The sequence below is a fragment of the Pseudomonas sp. D1-1 genome (genome assembly GCF_051132225.1).
Lineage (GTDB): Bacteria > Pseudomonadota > Gammaproteobacteria > Pseudomonadales > Pseudomonadaceae > Aquipseudomonas.
Genome location: NZ_CP071676.1, coordinates 1,935,803 through 1,952,336 on the forward strand (window position 1 = coordinate 1,935,803; position 16,534 = coordinate 1,952,336).

Consider the following 16,534-nt stretch of genomic DNA (forward strand, 5'->3'; position numbering starts at 1 on the left):
GATTGCTCTCGATCAGTCATCAGAGTGTTTTGCTCAACAGCGCCATGAAGCGGTCGATTTCGACTTCGGTGTTGAGCAGCCCCGGCGCGGTGCGGATCACCGGCCCGGCATCGCGGTGCACGGCGTCGGCGATGACGCGGTTTTGCATCAGGTAGGCAGCGATCTCATCGCTTTTACGATTCTTGACCCGGAAGAAGCTGAAACCGGCCGACAGCTCCGGGCTCAGCGGCGTGACCAGCTCGATCTGCGGCAGCGCCAGCAATTGTTTTTTCAGGTAGCTGTTCAGCGCGTGAATGCGCGCCTGCACCTCGGCCTTGCCCAATTGCAGATGCAGCTTGAAGGCCTCGTCCGCCGCCCAGCGATGCTCAAAGGCGTGGTAGCCGCCCGGGGTCATTGTGGTGGAAAACGCCGTCGCCTCGGAGAAGGTCGGGATGATCGGCGTGACGTACCTGACTTCTTCGCTGCGGCTGCACACCACGCCGGTGCCCCGGGGGCCGAACATCCATTTGTGGGTGCCGGCGATGAAGAAGTCGCAATTCATCTGCGGGAAATTCAGGTCCTCGACACCGAAACCGTGCACGCCGTCCACCACATACACGATCCGCTGCTCATCGCCGCGGCCCTGGTTGTGCTTGTCCACCAGGGCGCCGATCTTGCCGATCGGCAGCTTCACGCCGCTGCCCGAGTGCACCCAGGTCATGCCCAGTACGCGGGTCTCGGGGCGGATGTTGCGGTCGATGGCCGCGAGGATTTGCGCCTCGCTGGCGTCGCGGGCGTTTTCGAACAGCTTGATCTTGCGCACCCGGGTGCCGTCCCGTTGCTTGCGCAAGTCGAGGATGGTGTGGGTGGCATAGTGTTCATGGGCGGTGGTGAGGATTTCCTGTTCGGGCCGTACATGGACGCCGCCATAAATCATCGCCAGGCCTTCGGTGGTGCTGCCGGTCAGGGCGATCTGTTTCGGTGTCGCTTGCAGGTAGCGCCCGGCCCAGGTCCGCACGTTTTCCTCGCGCTCTTCGATGACGCCCAGGTCCCAGTCCATCAACAATCCCGGGTTTTTATCGAGGGCGGCGCGGTGGCGTTCGATGGCCTCGCGCACCGGACGCGGGTGAGTGGTGATGAGGAAGTTGGAGAAATGCAGGTAGTCCGGGTCCTGGTTGAACAACGAGCGCAGTTGCGCCCATTTGTCTCGGGGCAGCGGCGACAATGGATCTGCAGCGGCGATGGACGGCAGGCTGGCGGCAAACGGCAGGCCGGCCGTCAGGATCCCGGCTTGCTTGAGAAAGGTACGGCGCTCGTTCATCGCTGGGCCGCCTTCTGCGTCGCGGCAATCGCTGGCTGGGCGGCTTTCTGCACCTGGTCCCAGACGCGCAGGAAGTTGCCGCCCCAAAGCTTGGCGATGTCGGCTTCGGAGTAGCCGCGCGTCAGCAGTTCGGCGGTCACGTTGCGGATGTCGCCGACGTCTTCCCAGCCTTTAACGCCGCCGCCTTCGTTGAAGTCCGAGCTGATGCCGACATGGTCGATACCGATCTTGCGCACGGCGTAGTCGATGGCATCGCCCAGGTCCTTGAGGCTGGCCTTGGGTTCCTCTTCGAGAATGGCGTAGAGCTGGCCGGCGTATTCGCCGAATCGCTGTTCCGGCCACGCGGCGATGATCGGATCGCCGGGCATCAGCGCCATCGCCAGGTTGGGCAGCGGCGGCAGGTCGAAGCGCTCGCGCAGGTCGTTGAGTTTGTCCTGGGTCTTTTGCGTCAGCGGTCGCAGGTACTGGGAGAAACCGACAATCTGCACCACGCCGCCGCTGGCCTTGATCAACTGCATTTCCTTGTCGCTGAGGTTGCGCGGGATGTCCACCATGGCCCGTGGCGCCGAGTGAGAAGCTACCAATGGGGTGCGGCTCAGTTGTGCGACTTGCTCCAGGGCCAGGGTCGACATTTGCGATACGTCAATGATCACGCCGAGGTCGTTCAGGCGTTTCACCGCTTGCTTGCCAATGTCCGAGAGGCCGCCAAGGGCGTCGGGCGAATCGTTGAAAAACGGCAGCGGTCGCGAAGAATCGGCCCAGTCGTTGTTGCCGATGTAGCTGAAGCCGAACATGCGCATGCCCCGCGCCGTCCACAGGTCCAGCAGGCTCAGGTCGTGGCCGAGGGGATAGGCGTTGAGCATGCTGATGAAAATCGCGAACTTGCCTTCGCCGTGCAGGCGACGGAAGTCGTCGGGGGTGTAGGCGATGGCGACCTGGTTGGGGAAATCCCGGACCATGCCGGTGATGATCTTGTAGCGCACTTCCTGCTGGTTGCGCGCTTCCTCGACGAAGCCGGCGGTGGGCTTGTGCGGCGCGTTGGGGCCGTTCCACAGTTCGGGCCAGCCGAATATGGTCAGCGCGGCGCCGGAGAGGTGACCGCGATTGGCTTTTACCAGGTCGAACTGGCCGTTGCCGTCCTTGTCCGCTTCATTGCCGGCGGTGCCGAAATCCAGCGGCACGGTGATGTGACTGTCGAAGGACAACAGGCGCTCGTGCAACTCCCGGGCTTCTTTCATCACCTTCACCGGGTAGCCGGGATTGTCCCGCCACCAATGGTCCCAGGCCGCGAGCCCACCACCGACGACCAGCGCCAGGGCCAGGGATACGCCGGTGAAAAGAGCCTTTTTCGAACGTGGTGTGGTCATTGCCGATCTCAGTCTGGTTCGCCTTGGAAGGACAGGCGCGGGGCCTTTGCTATCTGGGGGGAACGAGTGGTCGGCGGGGAAATTTAGGCGCCCTCGAGGGCCTCTTCGCGAGCAGGCTCGCTCCCACATTAAAATGCAATCCACCTGTGGGAGCGAGCCTGCTCGCGAAGGCGGCCGTGAAACCCACCTATCTTCTGCGAATGTACCTAGACCCATTGTGGGAGCGAGCCTGCTCGCGAAGGCGGCCGTGAAACCCACCTATATTCGGCGAATGTACCCAGACCCATTGTGGGAGCGAGCCTGCTCGCGAAGGCGGCCGTGAAACCAACCTATCTTCTGCGAATGTACCCAGATCCATTGTGGGAGCGAGCCTGCTCGCGATGAGGCCCTCACAGCTCGCTATAAATTTGTCCGCCCAGCCATCGTCCTAGCTTGGATAAAGCCCGTGCGAGGGCGAACACAGGTAAGGCAATGACGATTTCTCGACGATGGTTCATGGCAGGCCTGGCGCTGACCGGTGCCGCCGTGCCTGCGGTGTATTACGGGCACCGTGAACTGACCCGGCCGGACCCCACCATCACTCCCGGCGAGGCGTCGTTCGATGTGGCGGATGTGGCGGGCCAGCGCCGGGCCAACACGCTGCGGGGTATCTGGACGATCCGTTTCACCGGTCGCGATGCCGGTCTCGACGGTATGCCCGGCGACGGCCTGCAAGTGTTTCTCGACATCGCCCACAAGGGCCGTGGCCTAGTGGGCTGCCTGGACACCGGCGAACGCCTGCGTGCCGGGGACGAACCGCGTTATCGGGTCTTGGGCGACCTGGCCGGCAGCGACCCGAAGCAGTTGAGTTGGCGACTGATCGGCAGCGAACATGCCGCGCCGGATTACGAGTTCATCATGACCGTTGACGAAGTCTGGGCCGGTTTCGGCAATGCCGGCACCGCCACCCTCAGTGGCCGGGTGTTGCGCCTGGACCGCCCGCTGGCACAGCCGGAACTCGACAACCAGTTCATCGCCGTCAAGCAGCGCTTTCCCGAAGCCAGGGAGCGCATACCGCTGAGCCCGAAGCTCCTGGCCTGGCTGGTCTCGCCCGAGCACCGTCTGTTTCACCAGCTCTGGCACGCCTCGCGGGACAAATGGCACACCCTCGACGAAGACAAACGCAACGCCCTGCGCGGCCTTGGCTGGCAGCCCGGGCCGCGAGACAACGAGCGTGACGCCCGTGGGCCGCGCAAGGATCGCAACGGCTCGGGGGTGGATTTCTTTTTCATGCATCGGCACATGCTCGGCACGGCGCGTTCGTTCCAGCCGTTACCGTCGTGGCCGCGTTTCCCCTTGCCGCAACCGGAGCTGGAACGCGATCGCCTAGGCTTTGCCCGGTATTTCGATAACCTCGACGGCACGGCACTGCCGCCGACATGGCTGGCCCGTGGCGACGAGCAGTACGCCCAATGGGTCAGCGACATCAAGACCGCCGAGACCTACCACAGCAATTTCCAGGTCTGGGAGTCGCGCTATCGCGATCCGCGCTACCTGTCGAAGCTGACCTTGGGCCAGTTCGGTTCCGAGGTGGAACTGGGCCTGCATGACTGGCTGCACATGCGCTGGGCCTCGGTGCCCAGGGACCCGTCCAACGGTCATCCGGTGCCGTTCGCCCGTGATCAGGCGGACTTCGCCCAGCGCTGGTTCGAACCGGAGAACGATTTTCTGGGCGATCCGTTTTCCTCTCACGTGAGCCCGGTATTCTGGGCCTTCCACGGCTGGATCGACGATCGCCTCGAAGACTGGTTCCGCGCCCACGAGCGTTTCCATCCGGGCGAAGTCAGCCGGCTGCAAGTCAACGGCGTGCCCTGGTTCGCCCCGGGCCGCTGGGTGGAAATCGCCGACCCCTGGCTGGGCCCGGACACCCATGGTTGCAGTACCACGCCGGGGCTGCAGGTCGGCCGCTCGGTGGAAATGGACCCGGAAACCATGAAACTGGCGCTGCGCATCACCTTTGGCAGTGATGACGACAAACTCTCCAGACTGTTGCGCCGCGTGCCGCAACGGCCGTGGTACGCGCGTAATCTGAAGTCCAAGCCGGTTTGACTTACGCGACAGCTGCTTTTGTGGCGAGGGAGCAAGCTCCCTCGCCACGGATTTCACTTGGCTTGAGGTGGCTAGCGCGGCGCGGCAATGTCCAGGGCGCGGTTTGCCAGGAGCTCACCGAGCTCGATCATCTGCTGGATCCCCAACGCCAAATGCCGTCGCGAGCCTTCCAGGGCGAAGGCAAGGTCGCTGGCCATCGCGTTCGCCGAGGCGAGGGTTTCGCTGAGGTTGGCGAGCAGGCATTCGATGTCGGCGTCTGGTGCGACGGTGAATAACGGGCTGGGGGATTCTTCGGGGGGATTGGGGGTGTGCTTGAACATGATGTAACTCCTAGTATGCATTTTCAGGAGCCGACACCATCGCTACCAAACGATTGGGGGGCGGCCGTACGCGGGTTGGTAGACCGGAGCACTAGGAACCCGGCGCGCCCGAAGACGCCCTGCGCACGGCCACCATGAAGCAGATGCCAAGACAGCATCTGCAGAAGGTGGCGCTTGCGCCTAGTTGACTCGCGGGCTACCAAACCCGATCACTGCAATCAGCGACCCGGAAACAGTAAAAGCCACGAGCCAAGCGCACAAGTCGGCGGATTCTGGCGTAGTTGTAGGCAATGACGCAAGGCAACGTAGCCTCGCTCGGACGGCTTACATGGCCGGATAAACAGAACCAAAGCCGAACACTATTATTGGCGAACAGAGATTCCTGTGTGGCGAGGGGATTTATCCCCGCTGGGTTGCGAAGCAGCCCCATTAGCGGTACCTCGGTGCGTCAGATGTGTCGAGTGAGCTGGTTTTGGGGTTGCTGCGCAACCCAGCGGGGATAAATCCCCTCGCCACAAATTTCACCAGGCTTGGACGTGTGCTCGAGGCCTACATCACCCGCCAACCCCCACCCAGCGCCTTGTACAACGCCACGCTCGCCTGCACCCGTGCCAGGCGCAATTGCACGTTCATGTCCTGGGCGGCGTACAGCGTGCGTTGGGTTTCGAGTACGGTGAGCAAGTCTTCTGCGCCGGCCTGGTAGCGGCTTTGGGCGATGTCGAAGGCGGTTTGCGCCTGGTGCAGCTCTTCGCTCTGCCATTGTCGCTGCTGGTCCAGACCCTGGATGCCGTTCAGGGCTTTCTCGACGTCGGCGAAACCGTTGACGATCGCGGCGCGGTAGGTTTCCAGCAGTTCTTCCTGGCGCGCGGTGGCCCTGTCCCGTTCGGCCCGCAAGCGTCCGTTGTTGAAGATTGGCGCGGCCAGGCCGGCGCTGAGGTTGTAGACGTTGTTGCGCAGCAACTGGTCGGCAATGTCGGCGCCGGTGGCCAGGCTCAGGCCCAGGGTGACCGAGGGCAGCAGGGCGGCGCGGGCCACGCTGATGTCGGCCTGGGCGGCGGCGAGGCGTGCTTCGGCGGCGGCGATGTCGGGGCGACGGCGCAGCAGGTCACTGGGTACGCCCGCGTCGATGGCGGGCCAGTGCAAGGCGTCGAAGGTTTCATCGTCGAGCTTGAGCGCTTGCACCGGCTGGCCCAGCAACGCCGCCAGGGTGATCAACGCCTCGCGCGCCTGTTGTTGCACCTGGGGCAATCGGCGCCGCTGCGTCGCCACCAGGCTTTTTTGCTGGGACAGTTCCAGCGCCGTGGCGCTGCCGGCGTCGTAGCGGGTCTGCACCAGGTCGAGCACGTTTTGCGCGTTGGCCAGGTTAAGTTCGGCGATGCGCTGTTGTTCGCGCAGCGACAAGGCCTGGGTGTAGCTGTTGGCGACAGCGCTGAGCAAGGTCAATTCCACGGTCGCCCGGTCAAACCGGCTGGCCGACAACGCGCTCAGCGCACTGTCCCGGGTAGCCCGCTTGCCGCCCCAGAAATCCACTTCATAACTGGCGCTGAGGTGGGCATCGTAGTAGTCGATGGTGCGGTTGTTCCGATCCACGTCCAACTGGCTATAGCCCTTGCCCCGCAGCAGCTCCTGGCGATTGCCGTTGAGCCCGGCGCGGATTTCCGGCAGCAACGGCGCGCCGGCGATCACCGCGCTGGCCTGGGCCTGGCGAACCCGGGCCATGGCGGCCGCGAGGTCGAAGCTGCCTTGGCGCGCCTGTTCGATCAAACGATCGAGTTGCCGGCTGCCGAACTGCTTCCACCATTGTTGGTTATCGACACGCGCATTGGGCGTATCGACAGTTTGCCAGGCTTGCGGCGGCTCGATGCCGCTGTCGGGTGTCGACAAAGGTGTGCCGCAGGCCGCCAGCAGCAGGCTGGCGGCCAGGAGGGTCAGGTGCGCTTTCATAGAGAAGGGTTCATTCACTGGTAAGGGCCGCGACCGGGTCGAGGCGAGCGGCCTTGCGGGCCGGCATGAAACCGAAGACGACGCCGGTGACCAGCGCACAACCGAAGGCGCCGAACACCGCCAGCCATTCGAACGCCACGGCGATTTTGCCCAGCAGCAACGCGCCGCCCACCAGCAGGGCCAGGCCGATGCCGGCCAATCCACCGACCACCGAGAGCATCACCGCTTCGGTCAGGAACTGGCGCAGGATGTCGCGCTGGCGGGCACCGGTGGCCATGCGGATGCCGATTTCCCGGGTCCGCTCGCGCACTGTCATGAGCATGATGTTCATCACGCCGATGCCGCCCACCAGCAGCGAGATTGCCGCAATGGCCCCGAGCATCAACGACAGCGTGCCCTGGGTGCGGGCCTCGGCTTGGATCATCGCGGCGTTGTTGGTCAGCTCGAAATCCTGCTTGCCGTTGTGCAGTCGCAGCAAGGTACGGGAAACGGCCTGCTCGGCCTCCTTGACCTTGGCCGCGTCGCGAGCGGCGATCACCACGTATTCAGGATGACGGCTGCCAAACAGACGCACGCTGGCGGCGGAGTAGGGCACGGCGATGCGGTTGTCGGCGTCCGAATCCCCCGAGCTGGCGCCTTTTTCGGCGAGTACGCCGACCACCTGGAATGGCACGTTTTCGATCAGGATGTAGCGGCCGATGGGATCGGCGACGTCCTTGAGCAGCTTCTGCCGGACCTTGTGGCCGATCACCGCCACCGCCGCCGCGCTGCGCTCATCGGTGTCACTGAAGTAGCTGCCCTGGGCCACCGGCCAGTTGAAGATGGTCGGGAAATTCGTGTCGTTGCCGCCCACGTAGCTGGTGTGGTCGAGGTTGCCGAAACGCACGTTGGCGTTGTTGCCGTTGACCGGCATGAAGCGCTGCACTTCGGGCAGGGCGGCGAGGGCGGCGATGTCCTGTTCGCTGATGATGCCCTTGGCGGCGCGCGGGTTGGGCGCGGTGCCGTTTAGGTAGATGATGTTAGAGCCGAAGGCGCCCATCTGGGCCATGACCTGGCGCTTGCTGCCTTCGCCCACCGCCAGCATTACCACCACTGAGGCCACGCCGATGACGATGCCGAGCAAGGTCAGGGCGGTGCGAAAACGGTTGATCCACATCACTCGCCAAGCGGCCTGGACGGCGTCCACCAGTTCGCCTTTCCAGGCGCCGTTGTGCTCGCTGCCGGCGCTCAGGCGCTGGCGCAGATCCACCGCCTGCAACGCCTTGGGGTTGGCTTGTGGTGCGCTGGCTGTGGTGGTGGCGCTGTCGCTGATGATCAGCCCATCGCGGATTTCGATGATGCGTTTGGCCCGGGCCGCCACTTCGCGGTCGTGGGTGATCAGGATCACTACGTGGCCCTGGCTCGCCAGTTCGTCGAGCAGCGCCATGACTTCAATGCCGCTCTGACTGTCGAGGGCGCCGGTGGGTTCGTCGGCGAGGATGATGTGGCCGCCGTTCATCAAGGCCCGGGCAATCGACACTCGCTGTTGCTGCCCGCCGGACAGCTGGTGGGGACGATTGCCGGTGCGGCTCGCCAGGCCCAGGCGTTCGAGCAGGGCGCTGGCCCGGGCATGACGCTCGGCGGCCGAGGTGCCGGCATAGATGGCCGGCATCTCGACGTTTTCCTGGGCCGTGCCGGACGGGATCAGGTGGTAGCCCTGGAACACGAACCCGAACGCCTCCCGGCGTAGCCAGGCCAGTTCGTCGCTGCCCAGTCGGGCGACGTTCTCACCGGCAAAGCGGTACTCGCCGCTGGTGGGACGGTCGAGGCAGCCGAGGATGTTCATCAGCGTCGATTTGCCGGAGCCGGACGCCCCGACGATCGCCAAAAACTCCCCAGCGTGAATCGACAGGTCGATACCCCGCAGCACTTCCACCCGTGGGCTGTCGCCACCGCCGTAGGCCTTGCGAATGTCCCGCAGTTCGATCAGGGGCGTACTCATTCAGCCTCCGCTGCCGCTGGCCGGGCCGATCAGCACGCGATCGCCTTCGCTCAGGCCGTCGAGGATCTGCGTGCGCAAGCGGTCGCTGACGCCGGTGCGAACGGTCCTTGGCTGGATGTCGCCATTGTCGGCCAGCACCCGCACCTGGCTTGCGTCCTGCAACGCGGCGATGGGCACGGTCAACACGTCCTTGGCCTGGGCAGCGACGAAAAATACCTGGGCGGTCATGTCGGTCATCAGGGCGCGGTCGGCGTTGTCCACGTCCAGCAGCACGGTGTAGAGCACCACCCGTTCGCTGCCGCTGCGGCCGCCGGAGGGGCTGCCGCCCTGGCTGGCTTCCAGCGGACGCGGCGGCACCGGCAGGATCTGTCGCACGGTGCTGCTCCAGCGCCGGTTGCCGCCGGCCAGGGTGGTGAAGTAGGCGGTCATGCCCGGCTTGACGTGGCCGATGTCGGCTTCCGAGACTTCGGCCCAGACCGTCATCGGTGACAGCCGGGCGATGCGCAGGATTAGCGGGGTTTGCTGCTGGGCGTTGAGGGTCTGGCCTTCTCGTGCTCCGACGGCAACCACGGTGCCGTTCATCGGCGCGTAGATCCGGGTATAGCCCAATTCGGCCTCATCGCTGCGCAGATTGGCCTGGGCCTGGCGGATCTGCGCCTGGAACATGTCGATGCGCGCCTGGGTCGCCCGCACCTCGGCCTGCGCCGTCTGCACATCCTCTTCGCGAGTAGCTCCGCCGGCCTTGAGCTGTTGTTGACGGCGGAATTTCTGTTGCGCCAGGTCGTGCTGGGCGCGTTGTTCCTGGAGTTGGGCCTTGAGGTTTTCGATGGAAAAACGTCCGGCGTCGAGCCGGGCTTTCTGCGTGGACGGGTCGATTTCCACCAGCAACTGACCTTCGCGAACCTCGTCGCCGGCCTCGACATGGATCCTCTGGATCTGCCCGGAGGCCTGGGCGCCGACGTCTACATAACGCCGCGGTTGCAATGTGCCGAGGGCGGTGACGCTGTTTTCGATATCGCCGCGGGTGACGGCCGCGGTGGCGACGGGGCCGTGGTCCGGCGTAACCGCTTGCCAGGCGGCGAAGGCCACGGCCGGTAACAGGGCGAAAGTCAGGAGCCAGGCGGGGCGGGTGAGGCGGGGACGTTTCATGCAGGGTTCCGGCCGGTGATATCGGGTCCGTCGCAAGAGCAGCAGGGACGGGGGGCTGTTCTGGTAAACGAGCGTTCCGGGCGGGAATTTAGCGGGGGAAATACTGGGTAACAGTTGAAACAACACCCACCCGATAGCAGGTGGGGGGATTTATCTGTGGCGAGGGGATTTATCCCCGCTGGACTGCGAAGCAGTCCTCTTAACTTGCACCTCGGTCTGTCAGATGTTTTAAGTGAGCTGGTTTGGGGCTGCTTCGCAACCCAGCGGGGATAAATCCCCTCGCCACGAAAGCAACACCTGGCGCCACTGGAACTGAACGATTCTGCCTTGATACAAACCAACGCTTTAAATCTATATGAGAATTACTATAAATTACGCGATTGAGCCTGCCACTATCCTGCCATGCCCTTTTCAGGCATGCCGAGTGGCACAGGGATAGCTGTCGCAGTCGCTGCGCACGGGAGTCATGTTGGAAAACTACTATCGCGAACTGGTGTGTTTCCTCAACGCCAGGCTAGGCAACCGCCAGGCGGCCGAAGATGTGGTGCATGACGCCTACGTGCGGGTGCTGGAGCGCGCCAGCGATACCCCCATCGAGCAGCCCCGGGCGTTCCTTTATCGCACCGCGCTGAACCTGGTGATCGACGGGCATCGGCGCAATACCCTGCGCCAGGTCGAATCCCTTGATGTGCTCGACAGCGAAGAACGGTTCTTCACCCCATCGCCCCATACCAGCCTGGACCACGGCCAGCGCCTGGACATGCTGCAACGGGCCCTGGCCGAGTTGCCGCCGCTGTGCCGCGAGAGTTTCCTGCTGCGCAAGCTCGAAGGCCTGTCTCACTCGCAGATCGCCGGGCGCCTGGGTATTTCCAGGGCGCTGGTGGAGAAACACATCGTCAATGCCATGAAGCATTGTCGTATTCGCGTACGGCAGTGGGACGCGTCCTGATTCACCCTCGCTGATTCTCGGTGGTAAATTTTCCTTCGTTGTCCTCGTTCCTCTCAACAGACGACTGACGGCCTAGTGCGGGCCGCTCAAGTCACCCAGGCTTTCGCGCCCTGTTGAGGGGCTTTTCCAGAGGACACTGGACATGACACAGGCAATTGCAGCGCCCACCGTTCACGATTTGATCGGCATCGGCTTCGGCCCTTCGAACCTGGCGCTGGCCATCGCGCTTCAGGAACGTGGCCCGGTCCAGGGCGAACTGGATGTGTTGTTCCTCGACAAACAGGCTGACTACCGCTGGCATGGCAATACCCTGGTGACCCAGAGCGAATTGCAGATTTCCTTCCTCAAGGATCTGGTGACCCTGCGCAACCCGACCAGCCCGTACTCGTTCGTCAATTACCTCAAGCACCATGGCCGCCTGGTGGATTTCATCAACCTCGGCACCTTCTACCCGTGTCGCATGGAGTACAACGACTACCTGCGCTGGGTGGCGGCGCAGTTCGCCGGCCAGAGCCGCTACGGCGAAGAGGTGCTGCGCATCGAGCCGGTGCTGCACAACCAGCAGGTTGAAGCACTGCGGGTGATTTCCCGCAACGGACGGGGCGAGGAGTGTGTGCGCACCACGCGTTCGGTGGTGGTCAGCGCTGGCGGCACGCCGCGCATTCCCGAGGCGTTCAAGGGGTTCAGGGAAGATGCGCGGGTGTTCCATCACTCGCAGTATCTGGAGCGCATGGCAACCCAACCGTGCGTGAGCGGCCAGCCAATGAAAATCGCGATCATCGGCGGCGGCCAGAGCGCAGCCGAAGCCTTCATCGACCTCAACGACAGCTTCCCATCGGCACAGGTCGACATGATCCTGCGCGGCTCGGCCCTCAAGCCGGCCGACGACAGCCCGTTCGTCAACGAAGTGTTTTCGCCGGAGTTCACCGACCTGGTGTTCCAGCAACCCCACAGCGAGCGCGAGCGGCTGGTCAATGAATACCACAACACCAATTATTCGGTGGTGGACATCGATCTCATCGAACGCATCTACGGGATTTTCTATCGCCAGAAAGTCTCGGGCATCGCCCGCCATGCGTTCCGTACCCTGACCACGATCGAAAAAGCCACGGCCACGGAGAATGGCGTGGAGTTGGCCATGCGCAACAACGCCACCGGCGAGCTGACAAACCGGCGCTATGACGCGGTGGTGCTCGCCACCGGCTACGAGCGCCAGATGCACCGCACCTTGCTCGAGCCGCTGGCGCAATACCTCGGCGATTTCGAGGTGGATCGCAACTACAAACTGATCACCGATGAGCGCTGCAAGGCCGCCATCTACATGCAGGGCTTTTGTCAGGCCAGCCATGGTTTGAGCGACACCTTGCTGTCGATCCTGCCGGTGCGCGCCGACGAAATCGCCGGCTCGCTCTATGAGCACGGCAAGGAACGCGGCCTGGGCCAATCGGTACGGGAACAGTTGCTGGCCACGGCATAAGGTGTGCCGCAGGCGGCGATCCCGGGCTGCGCTTGGGCGCAATACCACGGATCACCGTCTGCGCCTGAGCGATGCTATTTCTCGATAACACATCAGGAAATTCCTCAGAAACTTCCTACACTCCAGTCACGCTTGCTGTATTTTCGACAGGCACGCTGACGGTTCGCTGTTCCCTTGCTTTGGCAGGCAGAACCTTATTTTCACCCAGGTTCGGTGGCGCTTTCGCGCCAACTCTGCCAAGGCCAGGCGAAACCCTCTGATCCGATGATTGTGTTTTCACGCATGAGCCTGGCGGCGTTGTCGCTGGGTTTATTGAGCATGGCACCGCAGGTCGTCGCTGCGCCCGAGTTACTGCAGGTGCTTGGGCGTTCCACCGTGAGCGGTTATTCGGTGTCGCTGGACGCAGCCGACCGGGCCTGGCTGCGCGACAAGGGCTCGTTGCTGCTGGGCGCCTCGGCGCCGGATTATGCGCCGTTCGGTATCACCGGCAATGGCCATGAATACGAAGGCCTGACCGCCGATTACGCCGGGTTGCTCGGTCAGTTGTTGCAGGTCGATGTGCAGGTGCGCCGGTACCCGTCGCGGGCCGAGGCGCTGCAGGCCCTGCGCGGCGGTGCAATCGACATGCTCGGCAGCGCCAATGGCTTCGAGGCGGGCGATCCGGAACTGGCGATGTCCCAGGCCTACGCCGATGACCAGCCGACCCTGGTGACCCGTGCCGGTGACAATCGCAAGCTCGCGCCGGACCTGGCGGGCAAGCGGGTGGCGATGCTTTATCACTATCTGCCCCCTGAAGCGGTCAAGGCTTTTTACCCCAAGGCTTCGCTGCAGCTGTACCCGTCGACGCTGAGCGCCATCGGTGCCGTGGCTTTCGGCCAGGCCGACGTCTATCTGGGGGACTCGATCAGCGCCCATTACCTGATCACCAAGAACTACCTGAACAACGTCCAGTTGGCCGATTTTTCACGCTTGGAAGTGCAGCCGTTCGCGTTTGCCCTGGCGCGTGACAACACGCGCCTGCTGCGGATCATCAACAGCGCCTTGCAAGCCATTCCCGGCACCGAGCGCATGGCGATCCTGCGCCGTTGGAGCGCCGGTGGCACAAGCATGCCCGGCCACCAACGGCTGCATTTCAGCGTCAGCGAACAACGCTGGCTGGACACGCATCCGCGAATCAGGGTGGTGATCAATGATCACTTCATGCCGCTCACGTTCATTGACCAACAGGGGCACTTTCGCGGCATCAGTGCCGATGTGCTGGCGAAAATCAGCCTGCGCACCGGGCTGAAATTCGATATCCAGCACGGTGAGTCGCTTGAGGATCTGATCGCGCAGGTCAAGGGCGGCGAGGCCGACGTCGTGGCGGCGTTCCCGCCGGGTTCCGACTACGCCGATGAACTGAGTTCCACCCGACCTTATTTGAGCAATCCCTACGTGCTCGTGGCCGCCCTGGATACCCAGGCCCCCGTCACGCCGGAGCAGATGGCCGGCAAGCGTCTGGCGCTGGTGCGCGGAAATGGGCTGCGCGATTACCTGCTGCAGCAATTTCCCGAGGTCCAACTGGTGCCGGCGCAAAACGCCGCCGATGCCCTGGCCATGGTGGCTTCCGGCGCGGTGGACGCGGCGATCAGCCCGCTGCTCAGTGCCAGCTACATGATCTCCCGTCAGTACCGCGACACGCTGCGGATCACCTGCACCGTCGGCACCGAGCCGGCGCTGATCGCCTTGGGCACCCGCCGGGACGCGCCGCAGTTGCATTCGATCCTGGACAAGGCGCTGCTCAGCGTTGCTCCTGAGGAAATGGACGAACTGACCAACCGCTGGCGTACGGAAATCGTTGTGGAAGACAGTTATTGGCTGCGCCACCGCGCCACCGTTCTCCAAGGCTTCGCCATCGCTGCACTGCTGTTGTTCCTGGCGCTGGGCTGGATCGGCTATCTGCGCCACCTGATACGCAAGCGTCGGCAGGCCGAAGTCGCCCTCAACGACCAGCTGGAATTCATGCGGGTATTGATCGATGGTACGCCGCATCCGATCTATGTCCGTGATCGCGAGGCGCGGTTGGTGTTGTGCAACAGCGGCTACCTTGAGGTATTCGGTGCCGAACGGCAGAGCGTTGTCGGCAAGACCCTGCTCGAAAGCGCGCCGGGGGATCCGGTCGAAGCGCGGCTCTACCACCATGACTATCTAAGGGTCATGGAGGAGGGCTTGCCACGGGTCCAGGACCGCGGCCTGACTGTGGCCAGCGGCGAGGTGCTGACTATTTATCAATGGATGCTGCCGTATCGCGGCAGCGACGGCGCGGTCAGCGGCATGATCGGCGGCTGGATCGACGTCAGCGAACGCCAGTACCTGCTCGAACAATTGCGCATTGCCAAGGACGGTTCGGATGACGCCAACCGGGCCAAGACCACGTTCCTGGCGACGATGAGCCACGAGATCCGCACGCCGATGAACGCGGTGATCGGCATGCTCGAACTGGCGCTGAAAAAGGCCGAAGAAGGCATTGTCGATCGGGCGGCCATCGAGGTCGCTTCGGGCGCCGCCCATGGCTTGCTGGCGCTGATCGGCGACATCCTCGATGTTGCCCGTATCGAGTCCGGGCGGATGTCGCTGGCGCCGGAGCGCGCCAACCTGCGGGAGCTGGTCGAGTCGGTGGCGCGGGTTTTCGAGGGCCTGGCCCGGCAGAAACACCTGGGCCTGCAGCTGGCCCTGGACGACGAGCTCGACCGCGACGTGCTGATCGATCCGTTGCACTTCAAGCAGGTGCTGTCGAACCTGCTCAGCAACGCGATCAAGTTCACCGATCAGGGCTTGGTGCGCTTGATCGCCGAGGTCGTCCCCGGCAGTGAAGACGAGCGACTCGCTGTTCGCTTGCGGGTGGAAGACACCGGCAGCGGGATTTCCCTTGAAGACCAGCAGCGGCTGTTCCAGCCGTTCACCCAGGTCGGCGACAACCGCGAGTCGACCCGCGGCGGCTCCGGGCTGGGGTTGGTCATCAGCCGGACCTTGTGCGAAATGATGGGCGGCACCCTGACGATGAGCAGCCTGCCGGGGGAGGGCACGCAGGTCGAGATCCGGCTGGATCTGCCGCTGCTCGACGCCTTGCTCCAGGCCCCACTTGCCGGGGGCAAGACGCCGTTGCCGATGCGGGTGCTGGCCATTCTGGTGGTCGATGACTATCCGGCCAATCGCCTGTTGCTGTGCCAGCAACTGAGTTACCTGGGCCACCGCGTGGAGGAGGCTGCGGAGGGTGTGCAAGGCCTGCATGCGTGGCGCGCCGGGCGCTTCGACATGATCATTACCGACTGCAACATGCCTTTGATGGATGGCTACGCATTGACCCGAGCCATTCGTGAAGAGGAGCACGCGCGAGGCCTGTCGCCGATATTGATACTCGGGTTCACCGCCAATGCCCAGCCAGAAGAAAAGCAGCGTTGCATCGACGCGGGAATGAACGACTGCCTGTTCAAGCCCATCGGGCTCGAAGTCCTCGGTGCCCGTCTGGCGCAGGTTTTTCCGGAACCGGCCGCAGGGTTTCCTGGAACGGAGGCCGAGGCGCCCGCGGATGATTTCGACCTGGACGGCCTGGCGCAGTTGACCGGCGGCGATACGGAGGCGCTGAACAGCCTGATCAGCGAACTGGTCACCTGCAATACCGAAGACACCGCGCAATTGCTGCACTTGTCCGCCCGGCATGATCTGCCCGGACTCGCCGACCTGGCGCATCGGATCAAGGGCGGGGCGCGGATGGTCAGGGCGCAAGGTCTGGTTAGCGCGTGCGATGCCCTGGAAGACGCTTGCCGGGAGCGGGATGCGTCGTCGTTGGCCGATGCGGTGGGTGACTTGCAGCAGGCGCTCGAACATTTGACCGGGCGGCTGCGTGCATCGTCGCTCTGGTCAGGTTGAGGTGGTTGCTGGCCGACATGAGGGGAATCGATCGCAGGACGGCGCCATGG

General features: G+C 63.8%; 9 protein-coding genes and 1 pseudogene. 4 read left to right on the forward strand and 6 right to left on the reverse strand.

Features of this window, described 5'->3' with window-relative positions:
* Positions 1-19 precede the first annotated feature (19 nt).
* Positions 20-1,300: a pyoverdine-tailoring periplasmic protein PvdN gene (gene pvdN, locus J3P86_RS08735; protein ID WP_434699961.1), complete on the reverse strand. Its 1,281-nt coding sequence runs from the start codon at positions 1,298-1,300 to the stop codon at positions 20-22.
* Positions 1,297-2,667 (reverse strand): pyoverdine-tailoring dipeptidase-like protein PvdM, encoded by a 1,371-nt coding sequence (pvdM, locus tag J3P86_RS08740; protein ID WP_434699962.1) that lies wholly within the window; start codon positions 2,665-2,667, stop codon positions 1,297-1,299. Before pvdM ends, pvdN begins: the two co-directional genes overlap by 4 nt.
* A gap of 471 nt (positions 2,668-3,138) precedes the next feature.
* Here pvdM and pvdP point away from each other — a divergent pair, with 471 nt between their 5' ends.
* Positions 3,139-4,755: a pyoverdine maturation tyrosinase PvdP gene (gene pvdP, locus J3P86_RS08745; protein ID WP_434699963.1), complete on the forward strand. Its 1,617-nt coding sequence runs from the start codon at positions 3,139-3,141 to the stop codon at positions 4,753-4,755.
* 71 nt (positions 4,756-4,826) lie between these two features.
* Here pvdP and J3P86_RS08750 read toward each other — a convergent pair.
* From J3P86_RS08750 to J3P86_RS08765, 4 genes and pseudogenes are all read right to left on the reverse strand, one after another.
* A pseudogene (locus tag J3P86_RS08750) lies at positions 4,827-5,033 on the reverse strand (DUF6124 family protein); the annotation flags it as partial.
* 591 nt (positions 5,034-5,624) lie between these two features.
* Positions 5,625-7,019, reverse strand: coding sequence for an efflux transporter outer membrane subunit (locus J3P86_RS08755; RefSeq protein ID WP_434699965.1), 1,395 nt, complete (start codon positions 7,017-7,019; stop codon positions 5,625-5,627).
* Positions 7,020-7,029: 10 nt separating this feature from the next.
* Positions 7,030-9,000 (reverse strand): MacB family efflux pump subunit, encoded by a 1,971-nt coding sequence (locus J3P86_RS08760; protein WP_434699966.1) that lies wholly within the window; start codon positions 8,998-9,000, stop codon positions 7,030-7,032.
* On the reverse strand, positions 9,001-10,149 hold the full coding sequence (locus tag J3P86_RS08765; protein WP_434624985.1) for an efflux RND transporter periplasmic adaptor subunit: 1,149 nt from the start codon (positions 10,147-10,149) through the stop codon (positions 9,001-9,003).
* Between the two features lie 466 nt (positions 10,150-10,615).
* Between J3P86_RS08765 and J3P86_RS08770 the strand changes: the two genes are divergently transcribed.
* The 3 genes from J3P86_RS08770 (at position 10,616) to J3P86_RS08780 (ending at position 16,484) form a co-directional block, all read left to right on the forward strand.
* Positions 10,616-11,098: a sigma-70 family RNA polymerase sigma factor gene (locus J3P86_RS08770; protein WP_305495896.1), complete on the forward strand. Its 483-nt coding sequence runs from the start codon at positions 10,616-10,618 to the stop codon at positions 11,096-11,098.
* Between the two features lie 142 nt (positions 11,099-11,240).
* Positions 11,241-12,575, forward strand: coding sequence for a lysine N(6)-hydroxylase/L-ornithine N(5)-oxygenase family protein (locus tag J3P86_RS08775; protein ID WP_434569245.1), 1,335 nt, complete (start codon positions 11,241-11,243; stop codon positions 12,573-12,575).
* 264 nt (positions 12,576-12,839) lie between these two features.
* On the forward strand, positions 12,840-16,484 hold the full coding sequence (locus J3P86_RS08780) for a transporter substrate-binding domain-containing protein (RefSeq protein ID WP_434699967.1): 3,645 nt from the start codon (positions 12,840-12,842) through the stop codon (positions 16,482-16,484).
* Positions 16,485-16,534: the final 50 nt, after the last annotated feature.